Genomic DNA, 13925 nt, shown 5'->3' with positions numbered 1-13925 from the left:
GCAAAACCCGCGCCGCGCGTAGGCGCTGCCCTGTCCCCATATGCTTTGCCCGAGGCCAGAACCGTCCCTCCGGGCAATTTTGGTTACCGAAACCTTCTGGCCGGGTCGCCGGTCTATAGCGTTCTGCCCTAGAATCGCCAGCAATGAGCACCCCCCAGCACTCCTCCGCCACCCCGGGCGGCAAATCGGGCTTTCCCTGGAAACGACTCCTGATCAAGGCCGGCGCCGCCGCCGCCGGCCTCGGCGTCTGCGGGGCGCTGTTGTTCGGCCTGGCGCTGGCGCTGGCCTGGCCCAGCCTGCCCGACCTGCACGCCATGACCGACTACCGGCCACGCGTGCCCCTGCGCATCTATACCGCCGACAAGGTCCTGATCGGCGAATATGGCGAAGAGCACCGCAACGTGCTGCGCTTCGACGAAATCCCGGCGGTGATGCGCCAGGCGGTGCTGGCGGCCGAGGACGACCGCTTCTACCAGCACGGCGGCGTCGACTGGATGGGCATGGCGCGCGCCGTGCTCGTCAACCTGGTCAAGCAATCCAAAACCCAGGGCGGCAGCACCATCACCATGCAGGTGGCGCGCAATTTCTACCTGTCGTCCGAGAAAACCTACTCGCGCAAGTTCTATGAACTGCTGCTGACCTATAAGATCGAGTCGGAGCTGACCAAGGACCAGATCCTGGAGCTCTACATGAACCAGATCTACCTGGGCCACCGCGCCTACGGCTTCGCCGCCGCCGCGCGCACTTACTTCGGCAAGCCGCTGGCGGACGTCACGCCGGCCGAGGCCGCGATGCTGGCCGGCATTCCCAAGGCCCCCTCACGCTTCAATCCCATCACCAACTTCCCGCGCGCCGAGATCCGCCAGCACTACGTGCTGGGCCGCATGAAAGCGCTGGGCTACCTGACGCCGGAGCAGGCCGACGAGGCGCTCAAGCAGCATCTGGTCATCCGCGGCGCCGATGGCGCCAGCACCCGCGGCTTCGCCATCCATGGCGAATACCCCGCCGAACTGGCGCGCCAGCTGATGTACGGGGTGTTCCAGGAGCAGACCTACTCCAAGGGCATCGACGTCTACACCACGATCAACGCCAAGGACCAGGAAGCCGCCTACCGCGCCGTGCGCGAGGGCGTGCTGGACTACACCCGGCGCGCGCCCTATCCCGGACCGGAAGACCGCATCGACCTGCCCGATGGCATCGAGAAAGACGCCACCGCGTTCGACGACCTCCTCGACGGCGTGCAGGAAAAGACGCCCGACAGCGAAGACCTGCTCACCGCCGTGGTGCTGGCCGCCAGCCCGCAGGAAGTGACCGTGGCGCGCAGCGCCCGCGAGATCATCACCATCTCCGACAAGAAGGCGCTGGCGGTGGTGGCGCGTGCCCTCAGCCCCAAGGCCAGCGACAGCCTGCGCCTGCAGCGCGGCTCGGTGGTCTACATCCACAAGAACGGCGACGGCTGGGAAATCATCAACATGCCGGCGCTGCAGGCGGCGCTGGTGTCGATGGTGCCGCAGGACGGCGCCATCCGCGCCATGATCGGCGGCTTCGACTACAACCGCGGCACCTTCAACCGCGTCACGCAGGCCTGGCGCCAGCCTGGCTCGAACATCAAGCCATTCGTGTACGCGGCAGCGCTGGAACGCGGCCTGACGCCCGCCACCCAGGTCTCCGACCAGCCCTTCATGCTGACCGCCGCCCAGACCGGCTCGAAAGCCTGGCAGCCCAAGAACGATGGCAACCACTACGAGCCGATGCTGACGCTGCGCCAAGGCCTGTACAAGTCCAAGAACATGGTCACCATCCGCATCCTGCAGGCCATCGGCCCGCAGTACGCGCAGGACTACCTGACCCGCTTCGGCTTCGACAAGGCCCGCTGGCCGGCGGTGCTGCCGCTGGGCCTGGGCGCCGGCGGCGCCACGCCGTTGCAGGTGGTCAACGGCTACAGCGTGTTCGCCAACGGCGGCTACCGGGTCACGCCCTACCTCATCGACAAGGTCACCGACCGCTCGGGCAACGTGCTGATGCAGGCCCAGCCCGTGGTTGCCGGCGACGCCGCCGCGCGCGCCATCGACCCGCGCACCGCCTGGGTCATGGACGACATCCTGCGCGGCGTCACCGTCAACGGCACCGCGGCGCGCGCGCACCAGGTGCTCAAGCGCAACGACATCGGCGGCAAGACCGGCACCACCAACGACGCGGTCGACGTCTGGTTCTCGGGCTTTACCCCGACCCTGGCGACCACGGTCTGGATGGGCTTTGACCAACCCAAGTCGCTGGGCTCCAACGAATTCGGCAGCGGCCTGGCGCTGAGCACCTGGCTCGACTACATGCAGCCCGTGCTCAAGGGCGTGCCGGAGGCCAAGCCCGCGCCGCGCCCCGACGGCCTGCTGGTCGACAACGGCGAATACTATTTCTCCGAATTCCCGCCCGGCCAGGCGGTGGCCTCGCTCGACCTGTCCAGCGGCGATCCGCTGACCGATTTCCTCAATAACAACCGCTCCACCGACGGCGTCGACAACTCGGTGCGGCCACTGCCCACGCCGGGCGCGACCCAGGCGCCGGTGGCGCAGCCGATTCCGGTGCCGGCTGCCGGCGGCCCGGCGGGCGGCGGCAATCCGCCGATCCCCCCGATCCCGGTGCCGCGCGTCGAATCCGATCCGGCCCGCGGCGCCAGCGCCAGCGCCGTCACCAGCGTCGGGCCGCTGGCCGCGCGGCCACTCTAGGCAAGGCATCGCCGCCCGGCATGCAACGGGGCGCCCGATTCGGGCGCCCCGTTGCATGTCCGGCGTCGCGGGCGCCACTATCCGGGCTCGGCCAGCGGCGGCTCGGTCACCACCGGGCGCGGCCAGGCCTGCAGCGAGTCCAGGTCCAGGAACGTGAAATAACCGTCCTTCCAGCCCTCGGTATCGATGTGGAAGACGTTGCCCAGCGCCAGCGGCGCGGCCACTGGCGTATGGCCCGCCACCACCGCGCGTACCCCGCGCACGCCGGTGCGGTCGAGCAGCCGCAGCCGCTCGCGCGACCATTGGCAGGTCGCGCTGGTGCGCTTGTAGCGATCCTGCAGCGCCGATTCCAGACGCGGCCAGAACAGCACCGGGCAATCGGCATGCAACAGCCCCACCGCGCCAGCCGCGGTTTCCACTTCGATCGCGATCGGCAGTTGGCCGAACGCTTCGGCATAGACCTGCTGACGATCAGCCGGCAGATCCAGGAACCAGCCGCCGCCGTAGCCGCGCCAGTTCACCACGTCCACCTGGCCGGTACGCACGTGGCGCACCGCATAATCCTCGTGGTTGCCCTGCACCGCGTAGAACCAGGGTTGCGCCAGCCAATCGAGCGCGGCCTCGCTCTCGGGCCCCCGGTCAACCAGGTCGCCCACGGAAAACAGCCGGTCGCGGCTGGCGTCGAACCCCATCCGCGCCAGGCTGTCGCGCAGCCGGCTGAAACAGCCGTGCACGTCGCCCACCGCGAAATCCCGGCCCTGTTCGTTACGCGGTACTTTCAGAAAACGTTGCTGCATGATGGTCCAGCCCGCCCAATCGGGCTCAGGTTCCTTTTTAACCCGCTTTTATCCGCTCCCGATGACACCGCCCTGGCAATCCTCGCGCTGTCATTACTGCAATACGTTACGCGAATCGCTATTATTCGTGATAAGGTTCCGCCTTTCCCCCAGCCATCCCGCCAGGGCCGCCGCCCCGCCGTCGCCATGACCGCCGCCTCCACCATCAAAACCTGGTACCTGGTCCACAAATGGACCAGCCTGGTCTGTACGATCTTCCTGCTCGTCATCTGCCTGACCGGCCTGCCGCTGGTGTTCCACCACGAGATCGAGCACTGGCTCGACGACGGCAAGCCCCTGTCCGACGTACCGGCTTCGACGCCCCCCGCCAATCTCGACCGGCTGGTCGAGCGCGCCAAGTCCATGTACCCCGGCGAAGTGGTCGACTACCTGTTCTTCGACCCCGACGAACCCCAGGTCTATGTCGGCATGGCCAAGCGCCCCGGCGACGGCCAGGTCTCCGGCCACGCCGTGCGCATGGATGGCCGCACCGGCGACGTGCTGCTCGACGGCCCGCTGTACACCGAGGACAAATTCTCGTTCATGGGCATCATGCTGGCCCTGCACGTCGACCTGTTCGCCGGCCTGCCGGGCGAACTGTTCCTGGGCTTCATGGGCCTGCTGTTCTGCATCGCCATCGTCTCCGGCGTGGTGCTCTACGGCCCCTTCATGAAGAAGCTGGAATTCGGCACCGTGCGCGCCGGCCGCTCCACCCGCCTCAAATGGCTCGACCTGCACAACCTGCTGGGCATCGTGACCCTGGTGTGGGCCTTCGTGGTGGGCATTACCGGCGTCATCAACGAACTGTCGACGCCGCTGTTCCGGCTGTGGCAATCGACCGAACTGGTGCGCATCCTCGAACCCTACAAGGGCCAGGGCGTGCCAGCCGAACTGTCATCGGCCCAGGCCGCGGCGGACACCGCGCGCAAGGCCCTGCCCGGCAACGAAGTGTCGTTCATCGCCTTCCCCGGCAACGCCTTCGGCAGCCCGCATCACTACATCACCTGGATGCGCGGCGACACCCCGCTGACCTCCAAGATGAACACGCCCGTCCTGATCGACGGCCGCAGCGGCGAACTCACCACCATCGCCCGGATGCCGTGGTACCTGACCGCCCTGGAACTGTCGCGGCCGCTGCACTTCGGCGACTACGCGGGGCTGCCGCTCAAGATCATCTGGGCCGTGCTCGACCTGATCACCATCGTGGTGCTGGCCAGCGGCCTCTACCTGTGGCTGGCGCGGCGCCGCGCCACCGAAGCGCGCATCGCCGAACTGGTGCGTAAGCACCAGGCCGCCGCCCCGCAACGGAGCCCCGCATGAACAGGCAACCTGCGCGCGGCTTCCTGTTCGTCTGGGGCGTGCCGCTCCTGCTGGGCGCGCTCAGCGTCTTCGGCCTGCTGGCCGCGCTGCTGGGCACCGGCGGCTGGCACTGGGCCTCGTGGATCGCGCTGACCGTCCTGCTGGGCGTCATCGCGCGCTACTGGGTCTTCCCGCCCCGCCGACCCGGGGCATAGGCGCGGCGGCCGCGCGCCACGCTCGCGGCCACCGCGCAGCACGCGGGCTACTTGCCGAATTTCTCGGGATCGGGGCCCAGCCGCGGACCTTCCTCGATGGCATCGATGGCCGCCATGTCGGCGCCCGACAGTTCAAAATCGAACACGTCGATGTTCTCGCGGATGCGCGCCGGCGTCACCGACTTCGGAATCACGATCAGATCGTGCTGCAGATGCCAGCGCAGCGTCACCTGAGCCGGCGACTTGCCGTGCTTGCGCGCCAGTTCCAGGATCGTCTTGTCCTCGGTGATCCTGCCCTGCGCCAGCGGGCTCCATGATTCCGTGGCGATGCCGTGCCTGGCATGGAAGGCACGCAAGTCGCGCTGCGCGAATCCGGGGTGCAACTCGATCTGATTGACAGCCGGCGTGACGCCGGTCGCATCGATCAGGCGCTCCAGGTTGGCCTGGGTGAAATTGGACACGCCGATGGAACGGGCGCGGCCGTCTTCCTTCATCTCGATCATGGCGCGCCAGGCTTGGACGAACTGCTCGCTGCCGGCCACCGGCCAGTGAATCAGATACAGGTCCACGTAGGCCAGGCCGAGCTTCTCCAGGCTTTCGTCCATCGCCTTGTGCGCCGCGTCGTAGCCATGCCTGTCGTTCCACAGCTTGGTGGTGATGAACAGATCCTTGCGCGCCACGCCCGCCGCGCGCAGCCCGGCGCCCACGCCGGATTCATTGCCGTAGATCGCCGCGGTGTCCACCGAACGGTAACCCGCCGCCAGCGCTTCCTTGACGCTGGCGGCGGCCTGGTCGTCGGGCACTTGCCACACCCCCAGGCCCAATTGCGGAATCTTGCCGCCGTCGTTCAGTTTCACTGTGGGTACTTTCGCCATATGACCCTCCGAAAAGCTTGCGACGCGAGGCCCGCGCGGCGAAAACGCGCCGGGTCGCGCGACCAGGAATACTGCCGGGCGTAATCCCTGGTCTACGGTTGATGACGGGCCCGCCCGCTGCGCCCGTACTGAATTAACGATGCGAAAATCGGATGGAAAACCCCTGGAAATGGTGCATCCATCCCAGGGGTTTTCAGCTAGATCATAGCGCCGGTGCCGGATAATGGCCCTGAAACCCGGTCCGCGCGCCCCGCGCAGGCCCGTCCCGCTGCGCCATCCCGTCCATGTCCGCACCCGATTCCCGCTCCGCCGGCCGCGGTGGCCTGGCCACCCTGCGCACCCTGTTCCCCTACCTCTGGCCGCCCGGCCAGGCGGGACTGAAGGCGCGCGTGGTGGCCGCCCTGCTCTGCCTGTTCGCCGCCAAGGCGGCCACCGTCTACGTGCCAGTGATCTACAAGCACGCCATCGACGCCCTGGGCCAGGGCGCGCCGGGCCACGTGACCGTGCCGCTGGGCCTGATCCTGGCCTACGGCGGCGCGCGCGTCCTGTCGCTGCTGTTCTCGGAACTGCGCGATGCGCTCTTCGCCCGCGTCGGCCAGCACGCCATCCGCTCGGTCGGCCTGCGCATCTTCCGCCACCTGCATGGCCTGGCGCTGCGCTTTCACCTGACGCGCCAGACCGGCGGCCTGACCCGCGCCATCGAACGCGGCACCAAGGGCATCCAGACGCTGTTGTCGTTCCTGCTGTTCAATATCCTGCCGACCTTCTTCGAGATCGGGCTGGTCTGCATCGTGCTGTGGAAGATGTTCGACGGCTGGCTGGCGCTGGCCACCGGCGCCACGGTGATGCTGTACATGGCCTACACCCTGGCCGTCACCGAATGGCGCGCCAAGTTCCGCCGGCAGATGAACGAAACCGACTCCGAGGCCAACACCAAGGCCATCGAGAGCCTGCTGAACTACGAGACGGTCAAGTACTTCGGCAACGAGGAACACGAAGCGCGCCGCTACGATGCCTCGCTCACCCGCTACGAACGCGCCGCGGTGCGCAGCCAGGTCAGCCTGTCGATCCTGAATGTCGGTCAGGCCGTCATCATCTCGGCCGGCCTGACGCTGGTGATGTGGATGGCCGCCAACGGCATCGCCGAGGGCCGCCACACCCTGGGCGACTTCGTGCTGGTCAACACCTACCTGCTGCAGCTCTACTCGCCGCTGAGCTTCTTCGGCTTCATCTACCGCGAGATCAAGCAGGCCATAATCGACATGGAACGCATGTTCGAACTGCTCGGCCAGGACCGCGAAGTGGCCGACCGCCCCGGCGCGCAGCCGCTGCGCGTGGCCGGCGGCGCGGTCGAATTCCGCGACGTGCGCTTCGGCTACGACGAACGCCGACCCATCCTCAAGGGCGTGAGCTTCACGCTGCCGGCCGGCAAGACGCTGGCCGTGGTCGGCACCTCGGGCGCGGGCAAGTCCACCATCGCGCGGCTGCTGTTCCGCTTCTACGACGCCGATGCCGGCGCCATCCTGGTCGACGGCCAGGACGTGCGCGACGTCTCCCAGGCCAGCCTGCGCGCCGCCATCGGCGTGGTGCCGCAGGACACCGTGCTGTTCAACGACACCATCCGCTACAACATCGGCTACGGCCGGCCCGGCGCGTCCGACGCCGAGATCGAGCACGCGGCCCGGCTGGCGCACATCCACGCCCTGATCATGGCCATGCCCGACGGCTATCAGACCATGGTGGGCGAGCGCGGGCTCAAACTGTCCGGCGGCGAAAAACAGCGTGTCGCCATCGCCCGCACCCTGCTCAAGGACCCGGCCATCTTCCTGTTCGACGAAGCCACCAGCGCGCTCGATACCCGCACCGAGCGCGACATCCAGGCCAACCTGCGCGAAGTCAGCCGCGGCCGCAGCACGCTCATCATCGCCCACCGCCTGTCCACCGTGGCCGACGCCGACGAGATCCTCGTGCTCGAGGACGGCCGCATCGCCGAACGCGGCCGCCACGCGCAACTGCTGGCGGCGGGCGGCCTGTATGCCGCCATGTGGGCGCGGCAGCAGGAAAACGGCGCCGCGCCCGCGGATTGACAAGGCCCGCCCCCCTGTCCGAAGATCGCACCCTTTGCTTCCAAGGCCATCCATGCAGGATTCCCGTACCGCTCCCGAAGTCCGCGTCTGCGCCGCCACCGACCTGGTCAACGGCGGGCTCGGCGTCAAAGTGCCGGTCACCGACAGCGCGGGCCGGACCACGGCGTTCTTCGTGCGCTACCAGGACCGGGTGCACGGCTATCTGAACCGCTGCGCCCACGTTGGCGTCGAACTCGATTGGGAAGGCAGCTTCTTCACCCGCGCCGGCGATCTGATCATGTGCGCCCGCCACGGCGCCACCTACCAGCCCGACACCGGCCTGTGCGTCGGCGGCCCCTGCAAGAATGGCCGCCTTACCGTGCTGACGGTCGAGGAACGCGACGGCGCCGTCTACTGGCTGCCCGGCGGCAAAATCCAGCCGCTCGCCGCCGAAGGCTAGCCTTCAGGCGCGGGCCGGCTCGGCCACCTGCGCCGGCTCGGCGCGGTCGGCGTAGCGCCGCGCCAGCACCGCGCAGACCATCAACTGCATCTGGTGGAAAATCATCAGCGGCAGCACCACGATACCCATCTGCGACGTGCCGAACAGCACCGTGGCCAGCGGAATCCCTGACGCCAGCGACTTCTTCGAGCCGCAGAACACCAGCGTGATCTCGTTCTCCTTGGACAGTCCGAGCTTGCGGCTGCCCCAGGTCGTGACCAGCAGCACCGTGCCCAGCAACAGGGCATTGACCAGCACCATGGTGGCCAGGTCGATCGCCGGGAACGCATGCCAGATGCCTTGCGCCACCGCCTCGCTGAAAGCGGTGTAGACCGCCAGCAGGATCGAACTGCGGTCCACCTTCGACAGGACCCGGCTGTTGCGCTGCGCCCAGGCGCCGATCCACGGCCGCAGCAGGCTGCCCACCGCGAACGGCAGCAGCAGTTGCACCAGGATGCGGCCGGCATCGGCCAGCCCATGGCCGCCACCCTGGCGATGCAGCAGCACCGCCACCAGCAGCGGCGTCAGCACCGTGCCGAGCAGATTGGAAGCGGTGGCCGCGCAGATCGCGCCCGGCACGTTGCCGCGCGCCATCGAGGTGAACGCGATCGACGACTGCACCGTGGACGACAGCGTGCACACGAAGATCACGCCCAGCCACAGCGACGGCGTCAGCAAACCGGGAAACAGCGCGCGCAGCGTCAGTCCCAACAGCGGAAACAGGATGAAGGTGCAACTCAGGATCAGCGCATGCAAGCGCACGTCCTTGACCCCGGCCACGATCGCATCGGTCGACAAGCGCGCGCCGTGCAGAAAGAACAGCAGCGAAATCGCCACATTGCTGGCCACCATCATGAACGAGGCGCCCTTGCCCACGGCCGGGAAAAAGCTGGCGAACGCCACGGTGGCGATCAGGATGAGCGTGAACGAGTCGGGCAGGAAGCGGCGCATGACGAGAAGTTTCCAGAGAGGTTGCGGAAACTATAGGCGTGCCGCTTGCTATCGTGAAGGCCACTGGTTACTGTAGCTGCTATCGGACTTTCCTATAAGCAGGCCGCCATGCTCAATCCGCTCTGGCTCAAGACATTCGCCACCGCCGCGGGCGCGCCCAGCTTCAGCGAAGCCGCGCGCCGCCTCGGCCTGACCCAGCCCACCGTCAGTGAACACATCCGCCAGCTGGAGCAGTCGTTGAACCGCCGCCTGTTCCTGCGCGACACCCACTCGCTGGCGCTGACCAGCGACGGGCGCAGCCTGCTGGTGCATGCCGAGATCATCCTCGACGCCCACGAGCGGGCCGAACGCCTGTTCGACGTGCCGCGGCTGCGCGGCCGGGTGCGGCTCGGCACCTCCGACGACCTGGCCATGGGGCCCTTGCCCGACGTGCTGGCCGCGTTCCGCCAGGCCCATCCGGAAGTCGAACTGGACATCACCATCGGCGTCACCAGCGATCTCTACCGGCTGCTGGACGACAACGGCCTGGACGTCATGATCGGCAAACGCCGCCGTGGCGACCGCCGCGGCCAGACATTGCACAAAGAGGCGCTACTGTGGCGCGCCAAGGAAGGCCTGCGCATCGCCGCGGACGCGCCGCTGCCCCTGATACTGCTGCGTGAACCCAGCGTCACCCGCGGCCTGGCGCTCGATGCGCTGGCGCGTGCCGGCCGCGGTTGGCAGATCGTCTGCACCAGCACCAGCTACGCCGGCTGTCAGGCGGCCGCCCGCGCCGGGCTGGGCATCACGGTACAGCCCTCGCACCTGTCCACCGCCGGCCTGGCCGCGCCCGCCGGGGTGCCGGCCCTGCCGGCGCTGCCACAGGTGGAATTCATCGTCATCTCGGCGCCCGCGCCCAACCAGCCGACCCGGGCACTGACCGAGATCCTGATGCGCAGCGCGCTGACCTGACACCGTGCGCGGCGTCAGTCCGGCAGGTGATCGGGCACGCCGTCCTCGTCCACCGACTTGACCCGGTCCAGCGCGTTGCGCGCCGCCGACATCGCTTCGACCGCGCCGCGAAAGCGACGCGTGACGAATATCTCGAACGCCTGGCTTTCGGGTTCCTCCACGGCCTCGGCCGCGTCACAGGCCGGCGGCTCGGCCTGCGCGTCAGCGGCCAGGGCCGCCGTCTCCGCCTTCACCGGCAGACGCCGCGTTTCCAGAAAGGCGCGCGCCGGAATGCGCCCCTCGGGTTGGGTCGCGTACGCCACGACGGAAAAACCATTGATGATCTTCTCGGCCATACCGGTTCCTTATAGGCCACGCCAATGATCGACGCAGCTCGTTGTTAGCGACAACGGCCCCGCATTGGGAAACTTAAGCGCACGTGCAACGGCCCCGATTGATTCGCATCAATCGGGGCCGCGGGATTGCAACGATGCACGCGCGTCTATTTTGTCGACGATATCGCCGGCAGGCGCGCGCGCACGTACTGCGCCACTTGCGTCAACACTTGCGACAGATCGGCGCGCAGCGATTCGAAGCCCGCGTTGCGCTCGCGCGTCGCCTCGTCCATGTACAGGGGCCGACGGATCTCGACCTGCAGGCTGTGCCGGTTCAACGCCGGCTGGCCGATCTGCGCGATCAACTGCACGCCCTTGTAGGGATCGTTGCGCGCCACGGTGTAGCCGCGGTCGCGCAGCGCCGTCTCGATCAGCGCGATGAATTCCGGTTCACAGGTGGTGCCATCGCGATCGCCCAGCACGAAATCGGCCAGCGGATGCGCGCTCTCGCGGCCCAGCCGCTCGTAGGCATCGTTCGGCATCGAGTGCAGGTTCAGGTGCCAGACCGCGCCGAAATCGCGTTGCGCGGTTTCGATGGCCTGCGCCAGCGCCGCGTGATACGGCTCGTAGTACGCCTGGATGCGATGGCGCACTTCGGCCAGCGTCAGCCTGCGGTCATAGATCGGCGTGGCCGGGTCCATGCGGCGCCAGATCAGCCCTTTGCCCAGGCGGGTCTTCTCGCCCGGTTCGAGCGGTTCCGGCCAGGGCTCGGCCAGCAGCTCCGGATCGAGATCGCGCAACGTGCGGTTGGGATCGATGTAGACGCGCGGAAAGTGTGCCGCCACCAGCGTGGCGCCCATTGCCGGCGCCGCCGACCACAAGGCGTCCACGTGCGTGTCCTCGCCCTGACGCAACTGCGCCAGGCTGGCCACTGCGCCGAAGTCCGCGGGGTAGCGCTCGCCGCTATGCGGCGAATCGCACACCAAAGGCAGCGCGGGCGCGGTCGGGGCATGCACGGAAACGGCTTGGAAATCGGCGGGTGTCATCATCAGTCAGCCTGGATGTTGGCGGCCTTGGCGACTTTGGCGTAACGCGCCAGGGCCTGTTCGATCTGAACCTTGAATTCCTGCGGCGAGGTCGGCATCAGCGTACCACCAACGTCCTCGGCCTTCTTGCGGAATTCCGGGTCGCGCATCGCCGCGCGCACCGCCTGGTTCAGGCGCTCGATCACCGCGGGCGGCGTGCCGGCCGGCGCCACCAGGCCGAACCAGCCACCGGTACCCATCTCGGGATAGCCCAGCTCGATATAGGTCGGCACGTCAGGCAGCAACGGCGAGCGCTCGGCGCCCAGCACGGCCAGCGGGCGCAGCTTGCCGCCCAGCACCTGCGGCAGGGTCGAGGACAGGTTGTCGGTGATCGCGTCCACCTGTCCGCCCATCACATCGTTCAGCGCCGGACCCGCGCCGCGGTACGGCACGTGCAGCAGCTTGATGCCGGCCAGCATCATGAAGTTCTCAATGTTCACGTGGCCCAGCGACCCCACCCCGGGCGAAGCGAAGCTGTACTTGTCCGCCTGGCCTTTGGCCAGCGCCACGAACTCGGCCATGTTCTTGGCCGGGACCTGCGGGTTGATGGCGAAGATGCTGGGCACGGCCAGCACGTTGGCGACCGGCTCGAAATCCTTGAGCGGGTCATAGTTCATCCGGCGATAGACGGCCGGATTGGATCCGTGCGTGCTCATCGTCGCCATGCCCAGGGTGTAGCCGTCGGCGGTCGAACGCGCCACCTGCTCCATGCCGAGCGAACCACCGGCGCCGGCCTTGTTCTCGACCACGATGGTCTGCTTCAGGTCGCGGCCGGCATACTCGGCCACCAGGCGCGCCACGATGTCGGTCGAGCCGCCCGCGGCGAACGGCACCACCAGTTTGATGGGACGGGAAGGATAGTCGGCGGCTTGCGCCTGACCGGCAAAAGACAGCACGGCGCAGACGCCGGCGAGCGCGATACGCGCGGAACAGCCGAAAAAGCGGCGGGGCATGGAGCGACTCCGGAAAAGGTGCAGGTCTTGCTGCGAGGCCGCCAGTGTCCGAACTTTACGATCCGCTTTCAAACGACTATATTGCACGCCTTCATTACCAACGCTCATGCTAGGGCGTGGCGACACGGCGCGGCTCCGCCATGGGCAGCCCCGAATAATGGTGCCGCGACCCTGCCCGACCTGCCCGCTCATGCGCCTGCATTCGCCATCGATGTCCGAGCTGCATGCCTTCATGACAGCCGCGCGGCTGGGCAGCTTCACCCTGGCCGCCGAAACGCTCTGCGTGACCCAGGGCGCGATCAGCCGCGCCATCGCCCGGCTCGAAACCCATTTCGGCCAACCGCTGATGCGCCGCAACGCCCATGGTCTGACCCTGACCGAAACCGGCCGCAAGCTCTATGACGGCGGGCTGGCGCCGCTGCAGGCCATCGAGACCCTGAGCGCCGAATTGCGCGCCGACGATCGCCGCCTGCGCCTGACGCTATCCAGCGTGCCGACCCTGGCCAGCGCCTGGCTGGTGCCGCGCCTGCCCGATTTCCACCGCCGCCATCCCGAGATCCAGCTGAGCTTCACAGCCTATCGCCGCAACGAAGACTTCTCCGGCGCCACGCCCGACGCCGCGATCCTGTCGGGCGTCGCCGGGCAATGGCCGGGCTGGCAAGCGGACTACGTGATCGGCCGCGAAATGATCGCCATCTGCAGCCCCTCGCGGCTGGCCGCAAGACGCGCGGCGCATCTGTGGGACACCGCTGCCGGCCTGCTCGGCGAACCCCTGCTGTACCACGCCAATGCCATGGACAACTGGGCGCGCTGGTTCGAGGCTGCCGGGGTGCGGCGCGACGAGCTCAAGCTGGCCAGCGGTTTCGACCAGGTCAGCATCCTGGTGCGCGCCGTGATGGCGGACATGGGCATCGCGGTGCTACAACGCTGCCTGGTGCAGGACGACCTGCAGGCCGGCCGCGTGGCCGCCCCATTCCCCGACCTGCGCATCGCCATCGCCCGCGGCTATCACCTGTGTGCCCCCCCGCAACGGCGCGATCACTATGCCCTATCCTGTTTCCGGCAGTGGCTGCTTGATACCGCTGGTCAGGATTCCGACGCCGCGGCTGCCGTCCAGGCCTGATTGCAAGACCGAGCGTTACAAAACAAAACGGGCCC

The 13925-nt window shown here is 67.9% G+C and carries 13 protein-coding genes; 7 read left to right on the top strand and 6 right to left on the bottom strand.

Annotation, left to right across the window (positions count from 1 at the left end):
- Nucleotides 1–143 precede the first annotated feature (143 nt).
- Nucleotides 144–2723 carry a penicillin-binding protein 1A gene (locus tag HV701_RS03505; RefSeq protein WP_175131696.1) on the top strand — a complete coding sequence of 860 codons (2580 nt, stop codon included), beginning with the start codon at nt 144–146 and terminating at the stop codon, nt 2721–2723.
- A 77-nt stretch (nt 2724–2800) separates the two neighbouring features.
- Here the strand turns inward: HV701_RS03505 and HV701_RS03500 are convergent, their stop codons facing one another.
- On the bottom strand, nt 2801–3520 hold the full coding sequence (locus HV701_RS03500; RefSeq protein ID WP_175131695.1) for a metallophosphoesterase: 720 nt from the start codon (nt 3518–3520) through the stop codon (nt 2801–2803).
- A gap of 186 nt (nt 3521–3706) precedes the next feature.
- Here HV701_RS03500 and HV701_RS03495 point away from each other — a divergent pair, with 186 nt between their 5' ends.
- On the top strand, nt 3707–4879 hold the full coding sequence (locus tag HV701_RS03495) for a PepSY-associated TM helix domain-containing protein (protein ID WP_175131694.1): 1173 nt from the start codon (nt 3707–3709) through the stop codon (nt 4877–4879).
- Complete coding sequence (locus HV701_RS03490; RefSeq protein ID WP_175131693.1) at nt 4876–5073, top strand: hypothetical protein; 198 nt, start codon at nt 4876–4878, stop codon at nt 5071–5073. The genes HV701_RS03495 and HV701_RS03490 overlap by 4 nt, the downstream gene beginning before the upstream one ends.
- A 47-nt stretch (nt 5074–5120) precedes the next feature.
- On the opposite strand, the gene HV701_RS03485 is transcribed toward HV701_RS03490, so the two are convergent.
- Nucleotides 5121–5948 (bottom strand): aldo/keto reductase, encoded by an 828-nt coding sequence (locus tag HV701_RS03485; protein WP_175131692.1) that lies wholly within the window; start codon nt 5946–5948, stop codon nt 5121–5123.
- Nucleotides 5949–6232: 284 nt separating this feature from the next.
- Here HV701_RS03485 and HV701_RS03480 point away from each other — a divergent pair, with 284 nt between their 5' ends.
- Complete coding sequence (locus tag HV701_RS03480) at nt 6233–8035, top strand: ABCB family ABC transporter ATP-binding protein/permease (RefSeq protein ID WP_175131691.1); 1803 nt, start codon at nt 6233–6235, stop codon at nt 8033–8035.
- Between the two features lie 52 nt (nt 8036–8087).
- Nucleotides 8088–8474, top strand: coding sequence for a Rieske (2Fe-2S) protein (locus HV701_RS03475; protein ID WP_175131690.1), 387 nt, complete (start codon nt 8088–8090; stop codon nt 8472–8474).
- 3 nt (nt 8475–8477) lie between these two features.
- Here the strand turns inward: HV701_RS03475 and HV701_RS03470 are convergent, their stop codons facing one another.
- On the bottom strand, nt 8478–9464 hold the full coding sequence (locus tag HV701_RS03470) for a bile acid:sodium symporter family protein (protein ID WP_175131689.1): 987 nt from the start codon (nt 9462–9464) through the stop codon (nt 8478–8480).
- A gap of 108 nt (nt 9465–9572) precedes the next feature.
- Here HV701_RS03470 and HV701_RS03465 point away from each other — a divergent pair, with 108 nt between their 5' ends.
- Entirely contained in the window at nt 9573–10415 is an 843-nt protein-coding gene (locus HV701_RS03465; RefSeq protein ID WP_175131688.1) for a LysR family transcriptional regulator, read from the top strand.
- 14 nt (nt 10416–10429) lie between these two features.
- Here the strand turns inward: HV701_RS03465 and HV701_RS03460 are convergent, their stop codons facing one another.
- The 3 genes from HV701_RS03460 to HV701_RS03450 all read right to left on the bottom strand — a co-directional run bounded on the left by HV701_RS03460 (nt 10430) and on the right by HV701_RS03450 (nt 12767).
- A complete protein-coding gene (locus HV701_RS03460; RefSeq protein ID WP_175131687.1) occupies nt 10430–10750 on the bottom strand; it encodes a hypothetical protein in 321 nt (106 codons plus the stop codon).
- Between the two features lie 146 nt (nt 10751–10896).
- The gene (locus HV701_RS03455; protein ID WP_175131965.1) at nt 10897–11775 is read right to left on the bottom strand and encodes an N-formylglutamate amidohydrolase; all 879 of its coding nucleotides are present in this window, start codon (nt 11773–11775) and stop codon (nt 10897–10899) included.
- 2 nt (nt 11776–11777) lie between these two features.
- On the bottom strand, nt 11778–12767 hold the full coding sequence (locus HV701_RS03450; protein ID WP_175131686.1) for a Bug family tripartite tricarboxylate transporter substrate binding protein: 990 nt from the start codon (nt 12765–12767) through the stop codon (nt 11778–11780).
- A gap of 190 nt (nt 12768–12957) precedes the next feature.
- Here HV701_RS03450 and HV701_RS03445 point away from each other — a divergent pair, with 190 nt between their 5' ends.
- On the top strand, nt 12958–13890 hold the full coding sequence (locus tag HV701_RS03445; RefSeq protein WP_175131685.1) for a LysR substrate-binding domain-containing protein: 933 nt from the start codon (nt 12958–12960) through the stop codon (nt 13888–13890).
- Nucleotides 13891–13925: the final 35 nt, after the last annotated feature.

This window comes from Achromobacter pulmonis (assembly GCF_902859765.1).
Classification (GTDB): domain Bacteria; phylum Pseudomonadota; class Gammaproteobacteria; order Burkholderiales; family Burkholderiaceae_B; genus Achromobacter; species Achromobacter pulmonis.
Note: the sequence above shows the minus strand (reverse complement) of the source record. Positions and strands in the feature narration are given on the sequence as shown.

Bases quoted from the DNA above. Each gene is read 5' to 3' on its own strand.
- HV701_RS03505 (WP_175131696.1), top strand. From the start codon at position 144: ATGAGCACCCCCCAGCACTCCTCCGCCACCCCGGGCGGCAAATCGGGC.
- HV701_RS03500 (WP_175131695.1), bottom strand. From the start codon at position 3,520: ATGCAGCAACGTTTTCTGAAAGTACCGCGTAACGAACAGGGCCGGGAT.
- HV701_RS03495 (WP_175131694.1), top strand. From the start codon at position 3,707: ATGACCGCCGCCTCCACCATCAAAACCTGGTACCTGGTCCACAAATGG.
- HV701_RS03490 (WP_175131693.1), top strand. From the start codon at position 4,876: ATGAACAGGCAACCTGCGCGCGGCTTCCTGTTCGTCTGGGGCGTGCCG.
- HV701_RS03485 (WP_175131692.1), bottom strand. From the start codon at position 5,948: ATGGCGAAAGTACCCACAGTGAAACTGAACGACGGCGGCAAGATTCCG.
- HV701_RS03480 (WP_175131691.1), top strand. From the start codon at position 6,233: ATGTCCGCACCCGATTCCCGCTCCGCCGGCCGCGGTGGCCTGGCCACC.
- HV701_RS03475 (WP_175131690.1), top strand. From the start codon at position 8,088: ATGCAGGATTCCCGTACCGCTCCCGAAGTCCGCGTCTGCGCCGCCACC.
- HV701_RS03470 (WP_175131689.1), bottom strand. From the start codon at position 9,464: ATGCGCCGCTTCCTGCCCGACTCGTTCACGCTCATCCTGATCGCCACC.
- HV701_RS03465 (WP_175131688.1), top strand. From the start codon at position 9,573: ATGCTCAATCCGCTCTGGCTCAAGACATTCGCCACCGCCGCGGGCGCG.
- HV701_RS03460 (WP_175131687.1), bottom strand. From the start codon at position 10,750: ATGGCCGAGAAGATCATCAATGGTTTTTCCGTCGTGGCGTACGCGACC.
- HV701_RS03455 (WP_175131965.1), bottom strand. From the start codon at position 11,775: ATGACACCCGCCGATTTCCAAGCCGTTTCCGTGCATGCCCCGACCGCG.
- HV701_RS03450 (WP_175131686.1), bottom strand. From the start codon at position 12,767: ATGCCCCGCCGCTTTTTCGGCTGTTCCGCGCGTATCGCGCTCGCCGGC.
- HV701_RS03445 (WP_175131685.1), top strand. From the start codon at position 12,958: ATGCGCCTGCATTCGCCATCGATGTCCGAGCTGCATGCCTTCATGACA.